This window comes from Erythrobacter sp. S267 (genome assembly GCF_057365045.1).
In genome coordinates this window covers 1,093,819-1,114,057 of sequence record NZ_CP200298.1, presented here as the reverse complement: position 1 = coordinate 1,114,057, position 20,239 = coordinate 1,093,819, and the positions used below count along the sequence as shown (strand labels likewise).

The following is a 20,239-nucleotide window of genomic DNA, read 5'->3' as shown; positions in this document are numbered from 1 at the left end:
CTCTCCCTCACGCAAGGTCGCGTGCGATCATCGGGCCAATCGTGTTGGCCACGGGGAGCGGAAGCTTCTTCCAAACGGCAATCTTGCGAGCGTATGAAGCGCTGGTCGGATCAACGTCGCGCGGCTCCTCACCCGCAGCGGTCCACGTGGCGTAAGTGAGAGGCTGCGGCTCAAAGCCCCAGTTCTTTTTGAACTTGTAAGGCCCGCTGCCCGTTTTGGAGCGGCCAAAGTCGAACCGTTGCATCCCGTGACGCCGGGCGTGGAGCATCAGCTCATAATACATCAGCTCATTAGCGCGGGCATTGCGAGCGGCAAAAGTGCCCCCGCCCCAAAAGGGCATTACTGCGCCGTCATGGTAGAAGGAAAGAACGCTGGAAATCGGCTCGCCATCCTTGAAGACCGTCAGGATATCGCTTGAGTCAGGAAAGGCCTCAAGCATCTGCGCAAACAGCCGCTTTGGGAAAACCGGCGTCCCCAAATTGCGCACGCTTTCCGCATAGACGGCGTAATGCGAGTTTCGGTCAGACGCCTCACGCCCGATCCGAACTTCCAACCCGTTCTTCAGCCCCTTGCGCACTTCCGCCCGGGATTTGCGTGGGATGGCGAGGAGTTCAGCCTCGTCATCAACAGCAAGGTCGCGTTCAAAGCCACAATGCTTTTCCGAGACTTCAGTCCAACCTGAAGGGATAAGTCCGCCGCGCAGTTCTGCGCTGGCAAAGCCATAGGTCTGCGCATGGTGAGCCGCCGCTTGACCCAAGGCATCGACCGCATTCTCACCGTCGGCAAGGATGCCTCCGCCAACCGCAAACCCGCTGGAAATGAGCGCATTGCCAAACAGAAGGGAGCGCATCTGCGTCAGGGGCAACCAGCCCGTGATGACACCCAACTGCTCGCTGACAAAACCCGTCGCGCGATGCCCGGTCGCGCGCTCGACTGCGAGAAGCCATTGCGGACGGTGGAAAAGGCTGCCTGCGTGCTCTTTTGCGAAGGCCTCAACACGTTCACGCTCTACGGTATTGGATAGGTCAATCAGCGAAACTTTTGTGCTGGCTGCGATGGGAGCGTTCATGCCGGCACTCCCAGTTCCTCTTCAGCACCTGCCAAATCCGTCGCAAAGCTGATCTCGCGCATCGCCAGCACGTCCATCCGGCCCCATTCAAACTCGCGAACCAGATCGCCGAGTTTGTCCGCCATCTTGTCGAGATTGGTGTAGTGGCGCAGCTTTGAACGGATTGGGGCACCCGCCACACGCGGCTGTGCCGGATCGATCTCCCAAGGGTGGAAGTAGAACACCGCAGGGCGCTGATCCTTGCGGTTCACTTGCCGGATGGCCCAGCGTGAGAACGCATAAGGGAGCACACGGAAGAAGCCCCCTCCCCCAGCAGCAACCCGGCGGCCACCCAGAATCGCAGTGGTCACCGGAATCTCAATGAGATCCGCACCATCTACGGGGAAGAACGCAAAGCGCGGCGCTTCTCGCCAGCCATAATGGTCATGCGTGATCGGCGCGACACTGGATGAGTAGGTGTAGCCTTGCTCCACCAACTCTTCGAAAGCCCACAATGAGCGTTGGTCAATAGAGAAGCTTGGCGCGCGGTAGCCAGTGACGCGCTGCCCAGAGCAATCCTCCAGGATTGTACGCGCTTTGCGGATGTCTTCGGCAAAGCTGTTGCGGTCGAAAGTGAAGACGCGGGCATGGTCAAAGCCGTGGCTCGCGATTTCATGGCCTGCATCGGCGATCCGGCGGATCAATTGCGGATGGCGCTTCGCCACCCAGCCCAATGTGAAAAACGTCGCGTTGACTTTAGCCTCAGCAAACAGGTCGAGAATTCGCGCGACGTTGTCTTCGACGCGGGTCGAGATACTTTCCCAATCGTCGCGCGCGATCACGTCCTCAAACGCGCCGACCTGGAACCAATCTTCCACGTCGACGGAGAGGCCGTTGATGATCGGCCCAGTGGGTACAGGGATCGGGCTCTCAGCGTTCATGGGCTTAGGCAGCCTCGCGCGAAGGATCGTCCTCAAGCCATTCGATCAACATCGTCAACACATGGCGGAAAGAACGCTCTTGTTCTTCAAGCCGTGCCTCAATCCGAGCGAGCGCGGCGTTGAGATCAACATCTTCACCCGTCAGCGCGTCCACAGGATCCGCACCGGCAGCTTGAAGTTCGCTGATAGCCGCCTCAAGCTCCGCCGTGCGTGCATCGCGCTCGGCGAGCAGAGCGGCGACTTCAGTGGCAGGCACAGCGTCGAACGCTGGTGTTTCGATGGGAGCGGCCTCAATCGCGGCTGGAGCAGCTTGCCCAGATTCCTCCGCAGGAGCCTCTGTCACCGGTTCAATGCTGAGCGGGCTAGGCTCGTCACGCGAACCGCGCGATTGGTCAGAGCTCATCTCCGCCATTACAGCGTCGAGCATCTGCGTGCTAACCGTGTCCTGCTCCTCAATCGCGCCGAGGAGCAGCAGGCGGTTCATCACCTGGTTCACGCGGCGCGGAATACCCTCGGTCGCTCCGTAAAGCGCTGGCAGCAGCCCGTCTTCAAACAGCGGACGGCCATCCCAACCCACATGGTTCAGGCGATGGTGGATATAGGCTTCAACCTCATCCTTATCGAGCGCCTCCAGATGGTGCGAAGCGATGATGCGCTGACGCAGTTGGTCAAGATCCGGGTGGTTTGCGAGCGTACGGCGGAATTCAGGCTGCCCCAACAGCAGGCTTTGAAGCAGCGGGTGTGCACCGAGCTGGAAGTTAGACAACATCCGCAGCTCTTCCAAAGCCGTGAAATCGAGGTTCTGGCACTCGTCCACAACCAGCAGGCAGCGGCGACCTTCGCGCGCTTCTTCTTGCAGGAAACGCTCAATCGCGCCCAACGCGCTGGCCTTATCCTGACCCTCAATCGGGATGCCAAAGGCCTGCGCGACGACGTGGATCAGCTCTTCCCCGTCAAGCGCACTGGTAACGACCTGTGCGACCGTCAGGAATTCAGGATCAATCTGCTCCATCAGATGCGCAACAAGCGTCGATTTACCCGCACCCACCTCACCGGTGATGACGATGAAGCCTTCGCCCTGGTTCAGGCCATAGCTAAGGTAGCTCAGCGCCTTTTTGTGAGTCGTGCTCTCAAAATAGAACTGCGGGTCAGGGGTCAGCTGAAAAGGCCGTCCGCTGAAGCCGTAATATTGATCGTACATGGGGTTCTGGCTCCCTTTGATCTCTTAAAAGTCGTAGCGCAGACCGACCAGCGCAGTGGCGGTGGCGAAGTCTTCTGCGGTGAAGTCACTGTCGAAATAGTCGACCGCGACAGCCGCACGTGCGGACAGGCGATTGGTGAGGTTCTGGTTGTAGGCAGCCGAAGCCCCCAGCGCGGTGAGATCACCGTTCTGAGCGGCAGCATCAAACCAGTTCACATAAGCGTTGGTCTGGATGCTCGCATTGCTGCCTACCTGGCGGGTCAGACCGCCGGTGATGTAGTATGTCTCGTCCGTCACCCCATCGAGCGCCTCGAGAGCGGTTCCCGGCGCGGCGATAAACGTCCGGCGGTCGTAGCCAGCGCCCAACGCTGCGGTCAGGCGACCGACAGAGCGCTGATAACTTGCATTGACCCCGCGACCACGGAAGGCGGCCGAGCGGATCGAGCCCAGTGAGTTGATCAGGCCAGAGCCTTCTCCTCCAGAGACCAATCCACCAAAGTCACCCGTCACCGGGTTACGGAAGGCTTCAAAATCAGTCGAGACGTTGGCGAGCGAGTTGTTGAGCGTACCGCCGAACCCGCTCACACCGTCATAAACAGAGATCGCGAGCGCGCTGCGGCTGCTCGGCACATAGGTGAAGGTGCCGTAATAGGTCGTCGAGTCATAACGCTCCCCCACGCGCGCCTCGAGCGAGGTGCGCGAGCTGGGACGCCACAAAACGCCCACATCCCACAGCAGACCATCAACATCGAAGGCGAGAATGCGAGGGGAAGCGCTGTCGGTGATCAAGCGGCCATCGGTGCCAAACACCGGATTGCCGTCCACATCGCGCACAGCATCGCGGCTTGAGACCTCTACGTCTTCATACCCAACACCGCCGACCAGCGCGAGGCTAGGCGACACAGGGATTGTTACATCGCCGCGCGCATAGACATCGCGCACGCGCTGATCGAGGTTGGAGATGTCCTCTTGATAGCCACCTGCCGTGACCGCAAAGCCAATCGGTGCGACAGTCCCTGGCCGCCAGCCTGCGGTGACTTGGCCGCTATAGGTGACGCTGTCGTCGAAGATGTCGACTGGATTGCCATCGCCATCCAGCACGGCATCGTTGTTCTCGAACCGGTTGTAGCCCACCCGTGCGACACCGGCGACATCCACTGCTCCGACACGCGTGGTCAGGCTTGGGCCGGCGTAAACGCTGTAGATTTGGCTCGTGGCATCTTCACTCACCAGTGGATTGGACGATACCGCCCCGCCGCCATCGACGCGTGTGCGGCTGGCGAGTGCCCCGCCCTCAAGCGTCAGTGTCCGCGGAACAATGCCCAAATAGCCGCGAGCGATCCCGCTCACTGTGTCGCTGTCGAGTGCGTCACCATAGCCGATGTTGCGCTCATATCGGACCGAGACCGAAGCCCCGCTGTTGCGGCCTTGCGCGTTGAGATCAACGCCTGCTGCAACCTGCGTGAAGGTCAGCACATCATCGCCGGGTGTCAGCTCAGCGGTGACCACCTGGCTCACCTCGATATAGGGCTGCACGACGACGGCGCGCCGTTCGTCGCCCTGTTGGGCTTGTGCAAATGCCGGTGCTGCGAAAGCAAAGCTCGCGCCGCTCACCAAAAGGGCTGTTTGAATGAACCGCATGGTCATTCCTCCTCTGCGCCGTAGCCGTAATCGCCAAACTGACGACCCGACGGGCTGAATTGCGCTGCGTTCAAAAGCAGCTTGATGTCTGGACAGGCTGAGAGCAGCTGGCGCGCATCATCGAGCGCAGCACGGCTGGTTTCATCAGCGCGGACCACCAGCAAAGCTTGGCCGACATAAGCCGCAAGCTCGGCCGCTGGTGATGCGGCGAGTGCGGGTGGCGTATCAAAGATGATGTAGCGGTTGGGTGCGCTGCGGGTGAGGCGGTCGAGCACCTCTCCGGTGCGTTTGCTCGTCAACAGCTCTGCATCGCGCACGCCGCTTGTGCCCGCTTGCATCACGAACAGCCCTTCAATATCGGTCCGCGCGACGAGCTTTTCAGGACGCATTGTCTTGTCGGCGATCGCATCCATCAGGCCGGGCGCAGGCTCAAGGCCAAGGCGGCGGGTGATCGACGGATTGAGCACGTCGGCATCGACCAGAATGACTTCAATGTCGCGCTCGGCCGCCAAAGCGATCGCAAGGTTGGTCGCGCAATAGGTCTTGCCCTCACCAGGATGCGGTGAGCACACAAGCACGCGGCGAGCAGCAGCATCTTCAACATCCGCACGCGCATCGGCGAGAAGCTCACGCTTCACGATACGAAATTCCTCGAGCAAGCCAGTTACCGGGCTCTCAGGCACGATCAGTCCAGCCTCATGCAGCAACTCGCGATCAATCGAGACGCGCGGACCGCAAAGCTCCACAGCGGGTTCAACAGGAACCGGCGCAGGCTCAACTTGCGGCACAGGCATATCTGACTGACGCTGCGCAGGTTGCGCTGCCGGAGCTGCCGCAGGGCGCGGCGTGACAGGAGCGGTTGGCTGCGTGGGTTCGGGCCGCGGCGGCGCGGCTTTGGCCTTGGGCAGGTTCACCGGAACCTTGGCCGGCCCCAGCTTGTCGAGGCCAAAAGCGGCATCTGCGCGCTCAAGCAAAGAGGCGTTCTTGCGGTCGATCTTGGATTGGTCGGTCATCGCTGGTCCCCTCACGCAATCGTTCCGACCGAGACGATCTCGATCACAAGCAGCACGGCGAGCACGGCGACGAGCCCTGCACAGCCGGCAGCAAATTGTTTGAGCCGCTTGGCACGAAGCTCTTTCGCCGCGTCAGAAAGCGTCAGCGAGATCGAGCCGATCACTGGCAGACCCATCGACTTCTCCAGCTTCTGCGATGTCGCAAAGCTCGAACGCAGCTGGCTCAGCGCATAGGCAACGCCTGCGCCGATACCGAGGCCGACAAACAGCACTCCAATGAGCAGCAGTGGACGGTTCGGAGCAGCAGGCGATTGCGGCACGACGGGAGGATCAACCAGCTCGAAACGGAACTGGCTGGTTTCATCAATCACATCGCCGCGTGTGCGTAGTTTCTCGCGATCTTGCAGCAATTGCTCATAGTTCTTCTGCAGCACGTCATAATCACGGCTGATCCGATTGGCTTCGGCAGCGACCGCAGGTTCACTCGCTTGGCTGGCAGCAAGCGAAGCCATGGTTGATTGCAGAGCCGCACGGCGGGCCTGCAATGCTTCGATACCAGCCTGACGGTCGGCCCGCAGCGCAAGCAGAGACGAATAGGCAGGGTTTGGCGTGCCGGTCACCGCATTCGGCCCCTGAGCAGCCACTTGCGCCGTCAGGATTTCAACTTGACGGCGGGTCGACACAACGTCGGGATGCTGATCGGTCAGGCCGCGTGAACGCAGCTCAGCCAAAGATGACTGCGCCTGTGCGAGCGCAGCCGCCGGACCAACAGCGCCCTCACCCCCGGCAATCGAGCGCGGCGTGTTAGAAATCTGGCTGCTAAGCGCGGCAAGAGCGCTTTGGGCTGCGGCAAGGTTGGCCTCAATATCTCGCAGTTCCGTGCGCGTTTGCTGGACGCGGGTTGAAAGCGCCTGCGAGCCACCCACCAAGTCGGGATACTGCGCTTCAAACGCAAGGCGCCGCTCTTCGGCGGCTTCCAGCTCAACGCGCCGTTCTTCCAGCTGCTCATTCAGATCAGCAATCGCGCCTGTTACCTGAGCGCGGCTGCCTGCGATGTGCTCTTCGCGGAAAATATCGAGCAGTTTGCTCACGACATTGCGTGCAAGCACCGCATTCTCTGCGTCGCTAAGGCCCCGCTCGCCCACTTCGGCGGTGATCGAGAAGAGGTTGTCCTCCTCGCTTTCGACCTTCACGTTTTCCGAGAGGTTCGCGATGGCGGTGTTCATAGCGCTTTGTTCGCTGATCCCCTCACCAAGTTTGGTCGAAGCGATCACCTTGCGCAGGTTTTCCGTTCCCAGAAGCGTCTGACGCACTTCGCGGATTTCATCTTCGCCATCTCCGGCAATGCGAAGCTGCTCGGACAGCACATCGTCGACATCAACGAAGATGCGCGCCTTCGCCTCATAGGTGTTGGGGATCATGGCCACGACCAACCACCCCAGCAGACACACGCCCCAAGCCACGGCGAGCGCCAGCCAGCGGCGGTGCCACACCGAATAGAGCGCTGTGCGCAGCTCGTCGAAAATCTCGTTCATTCGCCCGTCCGAGCCCCCTTAGAACCGGCTTTCCGGAATGATGATCGTGTCGCCTGGACGCAGCATCACATTGGCGGAGCTGTCCCCGCGCTTGAGCAGGTCTGACAGACGCAGGCGGTATTCCTTCTGAAGGCCCGTCTCACGGTCGATGCGAAGCAGCTTTGCTCGGTTGCCCGCGGCAAACTCGCTTAACCCACCCACAGCGATCATCGCGTCGAGCACCGTCATATTCGCACGGTAAGGCAGAGAAGCGGGTTGCTCGGTCGAACCAACAACGCGGATCTGCTGGTCGAAGGTCGAATTGAACTGGTTGACGATGACGGAGACAATCGGCTGCTCGATATATTGCTCAAGCTCGCCTCGGATGTCGTCTTGCAGCTGAGTAGCCGTCTTGCCCACCGCGGGCATATCGCGGACCAGCGGAATGGTGATGCGACCATCAGGGCGAACCTGGATCTTCTCTGCGCTCAGCTCAGGATTGCGCCAGACGTGGATTGTGATCTCATCCAGCGGGCCAATGATATACTCCTCGCTCGGCGCGGTCTGATCAGCTGAGTAGCTGGCAGAGGGCAGCTCGGGGCCACCCGCACCGCAGGCGGCAAGCGCCGTGGTGGCAAGGGCCAGCCCGGACAAGCGGGCAATCTTGGGGGTAATCGGCATCGATACGTATCCTTAAGGTCAGCAATTGCATCACGAATTGAGGCCCGGTTGTGATGGCAGGAGCGACCTGCGCGCCGGACTCGTCGTGAATGACCCGATGTTTCTCGCCGATAATGGTGAACATAATGTTAGGAATACGCCCTGAATTCAGGCCCTATCCCGTTTCGGGACAGCGCCTTAGCAAGGTCTAAACGAGCATTTCTGCCGCTGATCCATGGCCGAGGAAGTTCGCAGGGCTTGCCGTGGCCCCGTAGGCTCCTGCGCAAAACACCGCTACCAGATCGCCGACTTCCGCACGTGGCATCTCAGCCGCGTCTGCGAGCCGATCGAGCGGGGTGCACAAACAGCCCACAACATTAACCACGTCATCCGCTTTAGCGGTGTAGCGAGAAGCGATGGCGACGGGATAATTTCGGCGAACAACTGTGCCGAAATTGCCAGATGCGGCGAGTTGGTGATGCAGACCACCATCGGTGACAAGGTAGGTAACGCCGTGGCTGACCTTGCGGTCGATCACGCGGCACAGATAAACGCCCGCTTCCCCGACAAGATAACGACCCAATTCCAGACACAGCTCGCTGTCGGCTAGGCTGGCTGGGAGGTTTGCGACATGGCCTGTCAAAGCGGTGCCAACGGTGGCAAGATCGAGAGGTTCATCGCCCGGGAAATAGGGAATCCCAAAGCCGCCGCCCATGTTAAGCTTGGGCAGAGCCTCTCCAATCTCTTCCGCAAGATTGGCCGCCAAATTCAACACATTGCCTTGCGTTTCTATGATCGCATCCGCGCTCAAGGCCTGGCTGCCGGTAAAGATGTGCAGCCCGCGCCACTGGGCACCTTCGGCAATGATCGAGCGAGCCAATGCAGGCACACGCTCGGCATCAACGCCGAATTGCTTGGCCCCGCCGCCCATCTTCATGCCGGAGCCCTTGAGCTCAAAATCCGGGTTCACGCGGATGGCAATCAACGGCGTTTTCCCGACCCGTTGACCAATCCGCAGGGCGCGCTCGGCCTCTCCTTCGGATTCGCAATTGAGAGTGACGCCTGCTGAAACGGCGGCCTCCAGCTCATCATCGCGCTTGCCCGGTCCGGCGAAACTGACCCGAGCGGGGTCGATCCCTGCCGCCTGCACCATCGCAAGCTCGCCTGAGGAGGCGATGTCGAAGCCATCCACCAAGGGCGCCATGTGCGCGATGACTGGCGCGTATGGATTCGCTTTCACCGCAAAATTCAGGCCGATCCGACTTGGCAAAGCGTCTCGCAGCTGAGCCACGCGGCGGTCGAGCAGCGCGCGCGAATAGACGAAGAGCGGCGTTCTGCCAGCAGCCTCGACCAAATCACTTGCCGTGCGTCCGCCTATCGCGAGCTGGCCGTCAACCGCCTCATATCCCGCCGGAATGGGTCCAAGAGCTTTGACCTTCATGATGCGACCTCTCCCATCAGCTCACGATAAAGCGCCGTGCGGTCGATCTTCCCGTTCGGGTTGAGCGGCATGGCCTCGCGCCAATGGATCACTTGCGGTTGCATAAAGTTGGGAAGTTCCTTGCGTAACAGCTTAGAAAGGCTCGCTTGTTCGCTTTCGTCAAGAGTCCCGCGTACGACCAGATGGACGGCATGGCCAAGGCGCTCATCAGGAATGCCGAGCGCCACTGCCTCCGCTACATAATCGCTCGCAATTGCGGCGTCTTCGATTTCTTGTGGGCTGATCCGATTGCCCGCGCTCTTGATCATCGCGTCGCGCCGACCAACGAAGTAGAGAAGACCATTTGCCTCGCGCACAACGCGGTCGCCGGACCAAACGGCTGTGCCGCCATATTCGGAAGCTTCAGGGGCGGGCTTGTAGCGCACCGCTGTGCGTTCAGGGTCCTGCCAATATCCATGCGCCACCAAGGGACCGCAATGGACAAGCTCGCCCTCCTCTCCCGGCGCGGCAACCTCGCCATCGTCATTGATGACGAGGATTTCAGCGAAGGGGATTGCGGTGCCCATACTGGTTGGATGCTCGTCCACCAGCGAGGGATCGAGGTAAGTCGAACGGAACGCCTCGGTCAGGCCATACATCGGGTAGAGGTCCGCATCCGGGAACATGCTCCGCAGATCGCGCACCAATTCAGTCGTCAAAGCCCCGCCACTGTTAGTCATTCGGCGCATCGCAGCGACAGCCTCCTGAGGCCACTCAAGCTCGGTCAATTGCACCCAAAGAGGCGGCACAGCGGCAAGCGTCGTCACCGCATGTTTCGCACACGCCTTGGCCACATCGCGCGGGAAGAGATAGTCGAGCGGCACTACGCAACCGCCCGCAGACCAAGTCGAAAGCAGCTGGTTCTGGCCATAGTCAAACGACAGCGGCAGCACTGCCAGCGTTACATCGTCGCCCGCCAGCTTGAGGTAATGCGCAACACTCACCGCACCGAGCCACAGATTGGCATGGCTTAGCATCACGCCCTTGGGACGACCCGTGGAGCCAGATGTGTAGAGTATGGCACAGAGTTCGTCAGGATCGCCCTGCGAGGCCCCCATGTCGAGCTTGGTCGCGTAGGCTTGTTCAAGCGCATCTTGTTCTTCAAGCGAGACGCATCCAGCAGCGTCCGAACCTTCCAGACTGTCCAAACGGGTCTTGGTCCCGATCAGCATCTTGGCTCCACTATCGCTGAGAATATGCGCTGCTTGGGCGCGCTTTAGCAGCGGATTGATCGGCACATGGACCCGGCCCGCACGTGCGCAGGCCAAAGGCATCAGGCATGTGAGCTCGCCCTTCGCTGCCCAGGTCGCAATCCGCGCGCCCTCCTCTGGCACTTCGCGCGCCAGCCAGCCTGCCAACCATGCAACACGCTGTCTTAACTCCTCATGGGTAAGGACGGTGTCTCGAAGCACCAAAGCTGGTGCATCACCACGGTTACCTGCGGCCGCCCACTCAGCGAGATGATCAAGCCGCTTTGGCGTGGGATCAGGTGAGGCGGGCATCGCGTATCCTAGGTGATGGGACGGTTAAGAGGACGGTTTAACACAGTGATCGAAGCGCGGTATCACGACAGGGTTAATGTCTTGCAAGAGCTCTTTGGAAAAGAGGCTTTTGTAGATGCCGCTCCGTTTGACCGGGCTGAGTGGTACAATCTGCTGGCACAGACTGGGCTAACGCCGCTGATCGCCATTGCGAGCGATGAGGATGCAAATGCCGCCCTTGCCTTAACCGAGGAGGCTGGTCGGATCACTCCCTTGCGCAATTGGTATAGCTTTACTTGGCGCCAGCTTGCCCCAGCGAGCGAGCATGGGGATCGGCTGCTGGCAGAGATCGCCAAGCAGTTGCACACGCGCGGCCACCGGGTGACATTGGAGCCTGTGCCCGATGAAGACGGCTCCGCCACCCGCCTCGCCTCAGCCTTTGCCAAGGCCGGATGGCGGGTCGAGGTTACACGCTGCGACACCAACCACATCCTTAACGTCGATGGGTGCAGCTATGCCGACTATTGGGCACAGCGCCCCGGTCCTTTGCGCACCACGCTCAAACGCAAGGCCAAGAAGGTCGAGGTCAAAGTCCTCACCAGCTTCGATGCTGATCTGTGGAACGCTTACGAAGCCATCTACGCAGCCAGTTGGAAGCCCGAGGAAGACGAACCCGCCATGCTCCGCCAATTCGCAAAGGAAGAGGCCGCAGAGGGGCGATTGCGGTTCGGCATGGCATGGCATCAGGGCACACCCGTCGCGGCGCAATGCTGGACGGTCGAGAACGGCACCGCTTTCATTCACAAGCTAGCCTATCTTGAAAGCGCCAAGAGTCTCTCTGCGGGCACGACGCTGTCGGCGGCTCTGTTCGAACATGTGATCGATATCGATAAAGTCTCGCTTGTCGACTTTGGCACTGGAGATCAGCGCTACAAAGCGGACTGGATGAACGCTGTGCGCCCGCGCTATCGGATTGACTGCCTCAACATGAGAGGCCCGCGCGCATGGCTCGATCTGGGGCGCCTTGCTGTCTCGCGCCTGAGAGATGCAGAAGTCCCCGAGCTTGCACCACTCCCCCCGCGCCGCTAATGGGCGCCTCCACCACTGTAATTCGGGACGCGCAGCGCTTTTCTGCTTGAGGGACCATTGATGAGCACCGACACCGCTAGTCAGGACGCAAACAAAGAGGCCGGAAAAGGCCTGCCTATGAGCCGTGCGGCGCTCGACAGCGAACTTAAGTCCATCATTGCAGACGTGCTTGGCATCGACGCTGACCAAGCCGATGCGCTCAACGATGAAAGCGGTCTGTTTGGCCATCTGCCCGAATTGGATTCGATGGCCGTTGCAGGGCTCCTGACCGAAATGGAAGATCGGCTCGACTTTCTGATCGACGACGACGATGTCGATGGGGAGATGCTGGAGACCTATGGCGGCCTGCTCGCCTTTGCTGAAGGCAAGATCGCTGAGAGCTGAGCAGGCTCGAAAAGCGAAACGCACATGATCTCGACCTGGCAGGCCTCCCTCCCCGATGGCAAAACCAGCGAGGAATTGCTCCTTTCCTTTGACGAAGGTCGGACAAGCCGCGTTCTGATCCTACCTGCATTGTTTGATGAGGCGAACAAGATGCGCCGTTTCACGGTGCAGACGATGCGCGCGCTCGATGAGGCAGGTGTCGATAGCTTCCTGCCAGACCTACCCGGTTGCAACGAAAGCCTCGTCCCCCTCAACACGCAGACCTTGGCTGGTTGGAGAGAGCTCGCTCGCCGAGCCGCTGTGCACGTCAAAGCGACCCATATCCTTGCCATCCGCGCTGGGGCTCTGATCGCTCCGTCAGACCTGCCCGGCTGGCACTATGCGGCGCATTCCGGGCCAAAGGTTCTCAGAGGGATGATACGGGCGCGCACCATCGCCGCGCGGGAGGCGGGCCGCGAAGAGAATGCGGACGCGCTGATGGAATTGGGCCGCAAGGAAGGGCTTGTTTTGGCAGGCTGGCCTATTGGCGCCGACATGTTCGCCGAGCTTGAGGCCGCAGAGCCAATTGGGGCCGATCACATCCAAACCATCTCCGCCAAGGACTTGGGTGGCCGTGGCCTCTGGCTACGAGCTGAACCGGATGAGGATGCAGCGCAGGCACAGGCTCTCGCTGCAATCATCACTAGCACAAACGAGGCCGCATCATGAGCCGGCTTCATTTCGAATTTGGCTGTGGGAGCTTAAGACTGGCGGGCACGCTCGACACGGCTCCGGGAACCACGGGATTACTGTGGGTCAGCGGCGGCAATGAAATCCGCTCTGGCGCTTTTTCCGGCCAATCCAAACTCGCCGCACGCCTTTGTGCGAAGGGCTTTCCCGTCTTTCGCTTCGACCGAAGAGGTGTCGGCGACAGCGAGGGCGAGAACCGAGGTTTCACGAAGAGCGCTGGCGACATACGCGCAGCACTCGATGCGTTTCGCGGGATGGTCCCGCAGATGGAGCGGGTCTTTGCTTTCGGCAATTGCGATGCGGCTTCAGCCCTGATGCTTTCGGGGGGAGAGGGATGCGACGGACTGATCCTCTCCAACCCGTGGACGCTTGAGGACGGCGCAGACAACTCCGACGAAACGGCGCACACCTCAGAGGCGATCCGCGCGCGCTATGCTGAAAAGCTCAAGAACCCGCGCGAGATTGCGCGTCTGCTGCGCGGCGGCGTCGATTTTCGCAAATTGGCCCGAGGAGTAATGGGCGCGATGCGATCGGATCAGCCGGAAAGCGGGCTTGCACAGGAGATGCGCGAAGGGTTGTCGCAGTTTGTGGGACCGGTCTCGATCTTGGTCGCAAGCGACGATCGCACCGCTCAGCTGTTCGAAGCCGCCTGGGACAAGTCCGACCCCCGCATTATGCGCTGCCAAGGTGCAAGCCACGCTTATGCAGAACCTGAAAGCGAGGCGTGGTTGGAAAGCCAGATCCTGACCGCCCTTCGCAGCTAAGTCAGCGGCGCAACACGCTCACGAGCTCTACATGCGTTGACCAGCGGAATTGTCCGACAGGGCGCAATTGTTCGAGCTTGAACCCGCCCGCCACAAGCACCGCCGCATCGCGGGCCCAGCTAGATGGGTTGCAACTGACATAGACAACCAGCGGGCACTCGCTCGCAGCAATCTCAGCCACTTGCGCCTTAGCGCCAGACCTTGGCGGGTCGAGCAGGACGGCATCAAAACGGCTGAGCTCGCTCGCTTGCAAAGGGTTGCGAAACAGGTCGCGATGAATGGCAACCACGCGCCCACCAGTGCGCGCTGCCGCTGCTTTGCATGCCAGATGCGCCGCTTGGTCCGCCTCGGCAGCCAAAACCTTGCGTCCTTCAGGTCCGCCCTGTGCGAGCGTGAAGGCAAACGTGCCCAGCCCGCTGAACAGGTCGGCCACGATCCGTGCGTCGCCAAGGGCCGCACCAGCATCGGCCAGCATGACCTCTTCGGCGTCATCGGTGGCTTGCTGGAACGCCGCTGGCGGCATCCCAACAGGAAGCCCGGAAAGCGAGAGTGTCACCGGCTCAGGCTCCCACAGCGTCTCCGCGCCATAGCCTTGATCCAGCGTCACCCGAGCGAGCCCATTCTCGCGCGCGAAGTCGAGCATTGCCTCCGTCGCCTCGAGCCCTTCAATAGGAAAGTGCGCGAGGCCCAGATCCACCCCCTGATCGCACAGCGAAAGCGCGACATCGACATTGCCCTTGGGACCATGTGCGGCGATCAGAGCGCGCAAAGAAGGGATCAAACCACTCAATTCGGGTCGCATCACGGGGCATTCGGCCAAATCGACGAGTTTGTGCGAGCCACCCGCTTTAAAACCAAGCACGGCGCCCTTGGCCGTGCGAACCCCGTGCAAAGTCGCTCTGCGGCGCGATCCGGGCGGAGAGAGATGTTCGGGCAACAGCTTTCCTATCTCCAAATCCTGACCCTTTGCCGCATTGACGACGCGGTCGCGGATAAAGCCGCGCAGGATCGTGTCATCTGCATGCTGTAGCTCGCAGCCACCACAGGTTTGGAAGTGAGAGCAAGGCGGTTCGACATGGTGTGGGCCGGGGCTAACGGAACCATCCTCGAGTATCGTGTCACCCGGCACGGCGAGCGCCGCATGCGCTCCCTCAGCGGTAACTCCGTCGCCACGGGCTGCCAGTCGGATGATCTCGCTCACAGGCACGCCGCATAGGCTTTCGACACCGCCTGGGCGAGATCGTCGGCGGTGAAAGCCGGACCGCACTGCCGTGCCGCCTCGCCATGCAGCCAAACCGCTTCACACGCTGCGGTGAAAGGATCAGACCCGCTGGCCATCCGGCTCACTGCAATGCCAGCAAGGACATCTCCGCTTCCCGCGACCGAGAGCCAACTGGGTGCAGGCGGCGCAAGAGCGACCCGGCTATCTGGCGCAGCAATGATTGTGTCAGGCCCTTTGGCGCAGATCACCATCCCGCTGGCCTTGGCAACAGCCTGCGCGCGGTTGAGCCTTCCCTCAGCGATAACGGAGTACGTCCGGCACAGGGATTCCAACTCGCCATCATGAGGCGTTGCGAGTGTGGGCGCGCTGCGACTCACCTCAGCATGCTCGAGCAAACGCACCCCCTCTGCATCGATAACGGTCGGCAGGTCTTTCGAGAGCACCGCCTCAAGCCGATCTTGCGCGGTTTCGGTGTTCCCCAGCCCCTGCCCGACCAGCACGGCGGAAATCCGCTTATCCGCGAGTTGATCGCTATCGGGAGCGCGCCACACGGGAAGGCTGGGGGGCGCCATCTGAATGAAACCGTCCATCATCAGCTTCACATAGCCCGCACCCGTGCGCTGGGCAGCGGTGCCAGCGAGGACGGATGCGCCCGGCAAGTTTCCCGCGACAATCGCGCAAAACCCGCGCGTATATTTGTGCGCATCAACGGGCGGCGGTGCGAGCTTGGGCCGCGTGATGAGTTGCACTGCCCCCTCAACCGGCTCGACCCCGATCTCTACCAGGCGCTTGGAGCCCATCAGTGTCCGCCCCGGCAGCAACCAATGGGCAAATTTCCACGCGCCCAGAGCAAGCGTCACATCAAACTGAGGCAACCTGTCGTTGAGCAGCTCGCCTGTGTCGCTTTCGATCCCCGAGGGCACGTCGATGGCAATGACCTTATCGTGCCGCCCGGCCAAATCGCGAAGGAGCAAAGCATGCTCCCCGCTCAAAGGACGAGACAGGCCAGAGCCGAACAGGCAATCGACCAGCGCATGACCAGCAACGCTTCCGCCCGAAGTTTGGACGCCCTCACCCCATAATGCGCGCGCCTGTTTGGCGGCGTCGGTCTGGGGTTCAACCGGAGCGATGACTGTCACTTCAACCCCTGACTGTCGCAGCAAATGCGCGATTACGTATCCATCGCCGCCATTGTTGCCGGAGCCGCACAGAACCGTAGCAGAGCCGTCCGCAGCAATCCGCCGGACCCACTCCGCCGCGCCACTGGCCGCTATTTGCATCAGCTCAAAGACCGATGTGCCATTGTCGAAAATTCGCTGCTCGGCAGCGCGCATCTGGTCCGCAGTTAAGACCTGAGCGCTACTCACCTGACGCCGCTTGGGTGGTTCCGGGAAGGACCAACTCAGATGGCAGGCGATAGGCTTCATCAGTCAATGCGAACTCGATGATCCCGGCACCTGAATCGATCTTCTGAGAGATGATCGGGTCTGCTCCGTCAGCGACGGAAATGAGGAAGCCTTCCTCTCCCAATCCTTGCGAGAACTTGCGAAAGCCTCCGTCCGGGCGGTGAATTACGAAGCTGCTCTGTGACACACGCTCAAACGCGCAGGTTGGTGTCAGTTCGGCTCCCGGTCCGAGAGCGCATTCGACACTTGGGCCTTCCGGCTCGCTCGACACTTCGCCCTCACAGGCGATGAGAGTGACCGAGGCGAGCGCCAGACTAGATATCCGCAAAAACATGGGTTTCCGCCTTTGCTCCAGGGTGGGTAAGCGCGCCTTGCCGCGCAGGGCCGACATTCTGAGCGTAGCGCCACAGGGTTCCCGATTGGTAATCGTTTGTGCGCGGTGTCCACGCCTTGCGACGCTCTTCGAGGACGGCCTCATCAACTTCGAGGTCAATCGTGCCCGCCTCTGCATCAATGGAGATCGTGTCGCCATCTTCGACCAGAGCGATGGGGCCGCATTCCGCTGCCTCCGGGCCGACATGGCCGATGCAGAAGCCGCGTGTTGCGCCCGAGAAACGACCGTCAGTTATCAGAGCGACCTTTTCGCCCATCCCCTGCCCGTATAGCGCCGCAGTGGTGGAGAGCATTTCGCGCATGCCGGGGCCGCCCTTGGGCCCTTCATAGCGGATGATAATGACCGAACCTTCCGCAATGTCGCGGCGCTCAACCGCGGCGAAGGCGTCTTCCTCTCGGTCGAATACTCGTGCAGGACCGGTGAACTGGAGCCGCTCCATGCCGGCGACCTTCACTATGGCCCCATCAGGTGCGAGCGAACCTTTGAGGCCTACGACACCGCCAGTGGGGGTGATCGGGTTCCTGACGTCGTAAAAGACTTTCTGGTCGGGGTTCCAAGTGATCTCTTCGATATTCTCACCCAGCGTCCTACCAGTCACGGTGATGGGATTGGGGTCGAGGAAACCGCCATCCAGCAAAGTCTTCATGCCCATATAGACCCCGCCCGCTTCGTGCATGTCCTTGGCCACATACTTTCCGCCGGGTTTGAGGTCAGCGATGTAGGGCGTGGACTTGAAAATCTCGGCAACGTCGAACAGGTCGAAATCGATCCCCGCCTCGCTCGCCATAGCAGGCAAGTGGAGCGCGGCGTTGGTCGAGCCTCCGGTCGCAGCCACAACACGCGCAGCGTTCTCAAATGCTTCGCGGGTGCAGATGTCGCGGGGGCGAAGATTGATCTCGAGCAGCTTCATCACTTGGCTCCCAGCAGCCCGCGCAATCTCTTCACGTGATCTGTAAGGAGCAGGCGCCATATTGCTGTTTGGAAGGCTTAATCCAATAGCCTCTCCGACGCATGCCATGGTATTCGCGGTGAACTGCCCACCGCACGCCCCGTGCCCCGGACAAGCGACTTTTTCGAGCGCGATCAGCTCTTGCAGCGGGCAATTTCCGGCGGCGTGCTGACCCACTGCCTCAAAGACGTCAACGACAGTGACATCCTCGCCTTTGTGAGTGCCGGGCAGAATAGAGCCGCCATAGACGAAGATGCTCGGCACATTCAGCCGCAGCATCGCCATCATCATACCCGGCAGGCTCTTGTCGCAGCCAGCAAAGCCGACCAGCGCATCATAGCAGTGACCGCGCACCGAAAGCTCAACCGAGTCCGCGATCACTTCGCGGCTGACGAGCGAGCTTTTCATGCCCTGGTGACCCATCGCGATGCCGTCTGTCACAGTGATCGTGTTGAAGCGGCGCGGGGTCCCTCCCCCTGCGATCACGCCTTCGCGGCAGATATTCGCTTGGGGGTCCAATGTCGTGTTGCAAGGCGCGCTGTCATTGCCTGCCGACGCGACCGCGACGAATGGACGCGCAATCTCTTCCTCGGTCATGCCCATGGCGTAGTAGTAGGAGCGGTGCGGCGCGCGCTCTGGTCCCACGGAGACGTGGCGACTGGGCAGTTTGGACTTGTCGAATGGCATTAGCGGGTTCCCTGCTCGAATAGCAGCGCCACCACTGCCGTTAGTCGAGCGCCAGTGCAACCCTTCCGCACACATCGGCGACCATGCTCGCCCAGCGCGCCTGGTCTGCGCGGGTGGCAATTAGGTCCTGCCGGATCTCGATCGCACAATAGTAACGCCCATGCGCCTCAGCATGGCGGTTCATCGTCGCGTTGAGCTCAGTCCCGGAATAGGGCTCGTTATCGCCGACATTAAGCCCCAACTCGCCGAACAGCCGGATGGCGTGGCGCGCGGCGCGGTCGTCCTGATTGTAGAGCAGAGCAACCTCCCACGGGCGCTCCTCAGCGCTGGTTTCCAGCTTGGGCGTGAAGCTGTGGAGCGAGATGATCAGTTCAGGGTTTGCCGCATCCAACCATTTGGCCAGCGCATCGTGATAGGGGTGATAATATTGCTTGAGCCGCGCCTCGATATCGGCGCCGATATTGCCGGGGATCAGGTGCCCGTCGCTCTCTGTCGGGACGACATGCCTGTGATCTTCCTCGCGATGGAGGTCGACCACCAGGCGGCTGACTTGCGCGATGTGCGCCGGAATGCCGTGCCGCCGTGCCATGCGGGTCGCGATCCCGGAAACGCCGATGTCGACCGCGATATGCGTGTCGAGCAGATTGCTTGGGATGCCCAGCGGCACGTCGTCGGGCACGAAGTTCGAGGCATGGTCGCATACGCAGACCATCCCGCCTGCGCGCGCCTCTCCAATTTGCTTGAAGACTTGGCCGTCAATCATCTTAGTTCCCCCGCGAGCATCCACCAATCGGGGTGCTCAGCTCTCAACCTGTTTTGCGCAGCATCGCGCTCATCCGTTTTGTTATACAACGCAAAACAGGTGGCTCCTGATCCCGACATACGAGAAAGCCAGGGAGAATCCTTCTCTAACGCGCTGAGAACATGGCTGATCTCAGGGCAAATTTCACAGGCCGGGGCGGTGAGATCATTGCGCCCTTTGAGGGCAATTGTGCGCGCAGAGCCTTCGGGAAGTGCTCCACGATCCACCCCGTCCCAGCCTTCAAAGACCGGCGGGGTCGAGAGCGGCACACGCGGATTGACGAGCAGGACGGGCGTTCCGGTCAGGTCGTTTTCGAGCGGTTCAAGCTCAGTCCCCGTCCCTCGCCCAACGACCATTTCGGAGCGCACACAAGAAGGAACATCCGCGCCAAGCTTCGCCGCGCGGGCCAGCCAGTCGTCGGGGAGCCCGTGGAGACGTTCCACCAGCCGGAAGACCGCCCCGGCATCCGCCGAGCCTCCTCCAAGGCCCGCAGCGACTGGGAGGCTCTTTTCCAGCGTGATGTCGAGACCCCTAGGGCGCGGCAGTGCGGAGAGCGCCTTGGCCACGAGATTATCGAACGGATTGTCGATCCCGCCCGCAAACTCCCCGACGGTCGTGAGACTGTCCTGCTCCGAAACACGCGCAGTCAGCGTGTCACCCGCATCGACGAAGGCGAAGAGCGTCTCCAGCTCGTGATAGCCATCCTCCCGCCGCGCACGGACATGCAGCGCGAGGTTGATCTTGGCGTAGGCGGTTTCAGTAAGGGTCAATTCAGCACTCGTCATCGCGAGCGGAGCGATGCGATCCAGAGCGTCTCGCGTGCCACTCTGGATT

At 61.0% G+C, this 20,239-nt stretch carries 19 protein-coding genes; 4 read left to right on the top strand and 15 right to left on the bottom strand.

Annotated elements, in window-relative coordinates:
* Nucleotides 1-7: 7 nt before the first annotated feature.
* The 9 genes from AC0V6X_RS05145 to AC0V6X_RS05105 form a co-directional block, all read right to left on the bottom strand.
* Nucleotides 8-1,069: a FemAB family XrtA/PEP-CTERM system-associated protein gene (locus AC0V6X_RS05145; RefSeq protein ID WP_486183513.1), complete on the bottom strand. Its 1,062-nt coding sequence runs from the start codon at nucleotides 1,067-1,069 to the stop codon at nucleotides 8-10.
* Nucleotides 1,066-1,989: an XrtA system polysaccharide deacetylase gene (locus tag AC0V6X_RS05140; protein ID WP_486183512.1), complete on the bottom strand. Its 924-nt coding sequence runs from the start codon at nucleotides 1,987-1,989 to the stop codon at nucleotides 1,066-1,068. Before AC0V6X_RS05140 ends, AC0V6X_RS05145 begins: the two co-directional genes overlap by 4 nt.
* Before the next feature lie 4 nt (nucleotides 1,990-1,993).
* A complete protein-coding gene (locus AC0V6X_RS05135; RefSeq protein ID WP_486183511.1) occupies nucleotides 1,994-3,190 on the bottom strand; it encodes an XrtA/PEP-CTERM system-associated ATPase in 1,197 nt (398 codons plus the stop codon).
* Nucleotides 3,191-3,214: 24 nt separating this feature from the next.
* Entirely contained in the window at nucleotides 3,215-4,831 is a 1,617-nt protein-coding gene (locus AC0V6X_RS05130; protein ID WP_486183510.1) for a porin family protein, read from the bottom strand.
* 2 nt (nucleotides 4,832-4,833) lie between these two features.
* A complete protein-coding gene (locus AC0V6X_RS05125) occupies nucleotides 4,834-5,844 on the bottom strand; it encodes a P-loop NTPase (protein WP_486183509.1) in 1,011 nt (336 codons plus the stop codon).
* Between the two features lie 11 nt (nucleotides 5,845-5,855).
* The gene (locus AC0V6X_RS05120) at nucleotides 5,856-7,379 is read right to left on the bottom strand and encodes an XrtA system polysaccharide chain length determinant (RefSeq protein ID WP_486183508.1); all 1,524 of its coding nucleotides are present in this window, start codon (nucleotides 7,377-7,379) and stop codon (nucleotides 5,856-5,858) included.
* 18 nt (nucleotides 7,380-7,397) lie between these two features.
* A complete protein-coding gene (locus AC0V6X_RS05115) occupies nucleotides 7,398-8,039 on the bottom strand; it encodes an XrtA/PEP-CTERM system exopolysaccharide export protein (protein WP_486183507.1) in 642 nt (213 codons plus the stop codon).
* A 187-nt stretch (nucleotides 8,040-8,226) separates the two neighbouring features.
* Complete coding sequence (locus AC0V6X_RS05110) at nucleotides 8,227-9,459, bottom strand: pyridoxal-dependent decarboxylase, exosortase A system-associated (protein WP_486183506.1); 1,233 nt, start codon at nucleotides 9,457-9,459, stop codon at nucleotides 8,227-8,229.
* On the bottom strand, nucleotides 9,456-11,000 hold the full coding sequence (locus AC0V6X_RS05105; protein ID WP_486183505.1) for an acyl-CoA ligase (AMP-forming), exosortase A system-associated: 1,545 nt from the start codon (nucleotides 10,998-11,000) through the stop codon (nucleotides 9,456-9,458). Before AC0V6X_RS05105 ends, AC0V6X_RS05110 begins: the two co-directional genes overlap by 4 nt.
* A 45-nt stretch (nucleotides 11,001-11,045) precedes the next feature.
* Between AC0V6X_RS05105 and AC0V6X_RS05100 the strand changes: the two genes are divergently transcribed.
* The 4 genes from AC0V6X_RS05100 to AC0V6X_RS05085 all read left to right on the top strand — a co-directional run bounded on the left by AC0V6X_RS05100 (nucleotide 11,046) and on the right by AC0V6X_RS05085 (nucleotide 13,945).
* A complete protein-coding gene (locus AC0V6X_RS05100; protein WP_486183504.1) occupies nucleotides 11,046-12,068 on the top strand; it encodes a GNAT family N-acetyltransferase in 1,023 nt (340 codons plus the stop codon).
* 117 nt (nucleotides 12,069-12,185) lie between these two features.
* Nucleotides 12,186-12,452: a phosphopantetheine-binding protein gene (locus tag AC0V6X_RS05095; protein WP_486185517.1), complete on the top strand. Its 267-nt coding sequence runs from the start codon at nucleotides 12,186-12,188 to the stop codon at nucleotides 12,450-12,452.
* Between the two features lie 24 nt (nucleotides 12,453-12,476).
* Nucleotides 12,477-13,160 carry an alpha/beta hydrolase family protein gene (locus AC0V6X_RS05090; RefSeq protein WP_486183503.1) on the top strand — a complete coding sequence of 228 codons (684 nt, stop codon included), beginning with the start codon at nucleotides 12,477-12,479 and terminating at the stop codon, nucleotides 13,158-13,160.
* Complete coding sequence (locus tag AC0V6X_RS05085; protein WP_486183502.1) at nucleotides 13,157-13,945, top strand: hydrolase 1, exosortase A system-associated; 789 nt, start codon at nucleotides 13,157-13,159, stop codon at nucleotides 13,943-13,945. Before AC0V6X_RS05090 ends, AC0V6X_RS05085 begins: the two co-directional genes overlap by 4 nt.
* A 1-nt stretch (nucleotide 13,946) precedes the next feature.
* Here the strand turns inward: AC0V6X_RS05085 and AC0V6X_RS05080 are convergent, their stop codons facing one another.
* Genes AC0V6X_RS05080 through AC0V6X_RS05055 form a run of 6 tightly spaced genes read right to left on the bottom strand, consistent with a single transcriptional unit; the run spans nucleotide 13,947 to nucleotide 20,175 of the window.
* Entirely contained in the window at nucleotides 13,947-15,146 is a 1,200-nt protein-coding gene (locus AC0V6X_RS05080; RefSeq protein WP_486183501.1) for a class I SAM-dependent RNA methyltransferase, read from the bottom strand.
* Complete coding sequence (locus AC0V6X_RS05075; protein WP_486183500.1) at nucleotides 15,143-16,534, bottom strand: NAD(P)H-hydrate dehydratase; 1,392 nt, start codon at nucleotides 16,532-16,534, stop codon at nucleotides 15,143-15,145. Before AC0V6X_RS05075 ends, AC0V6X_RS05080 begins: the two co-directional genes overlap by 4 nt.
* Complete coding sequence (locus AC0V6X_RS05070; RefSeq protein ID WP_486183499.1) at nucleotides 16,527-16,907, bottom strand: hypothetical protein; 381 nt, start codon at nucleotides 16,905-16,907, stop codon at nucleotides 16,527-16,529. The genes AC0V6X_RS05075 and AC0V6X_RS05070 overlap by 8 nt, the downstream gene beginning before the upstream one ends.
* Nucleotides 16,888-18,603 (bottom strand): dihydroxy-acid dehydratase, encoded by a 1,716-nt coding sequence (gene ilvD, locus AC0V6X_RS05065; protein WP_486183498.1) that lies wholly within the window; start codon nucleotides 18,601-18,603, stop codon nucleotides 16,888-16,890. The genes AC0V6X_RS05070 and ilvD overlap by 20 nt, the downstream gene beginning before the upstream one ends.
* Nucleotides 18,604-18,643: 40 nt before the next feature.
* Entirely contained in the window at nucleotides 18,644-19,366 is a 723-nt protein-coding gene (locus AC0V6X_RS05060) for an N-formylglutamate amidohydrolase (RefSeq protein WP_486183497.1), read from the bottom strand.
* Nucleotides 19,363-20,175 carry a 4-(cytidine 5'-diphospho)-2-C-methyl-D-erythritol kinase gene (locus AC0V6X_RS05055; protein ID WP_486183496.1) on the bottom strand — a complete coding sequence of 271 codons (813 nt, stop codon included), beginning with the start codon at nucleotides 20,173-20,175 and terminating at the stop codon, nucleotides 19,363-19,365. Before AC0V6X_RS05055 ends, AC0V6X_RS05060 begins: the two co-directional genes overlap by 4 nt.
* Between the last annotated feature and the right edge of the window lie 64 nt (nucleotides 20,176-20,239).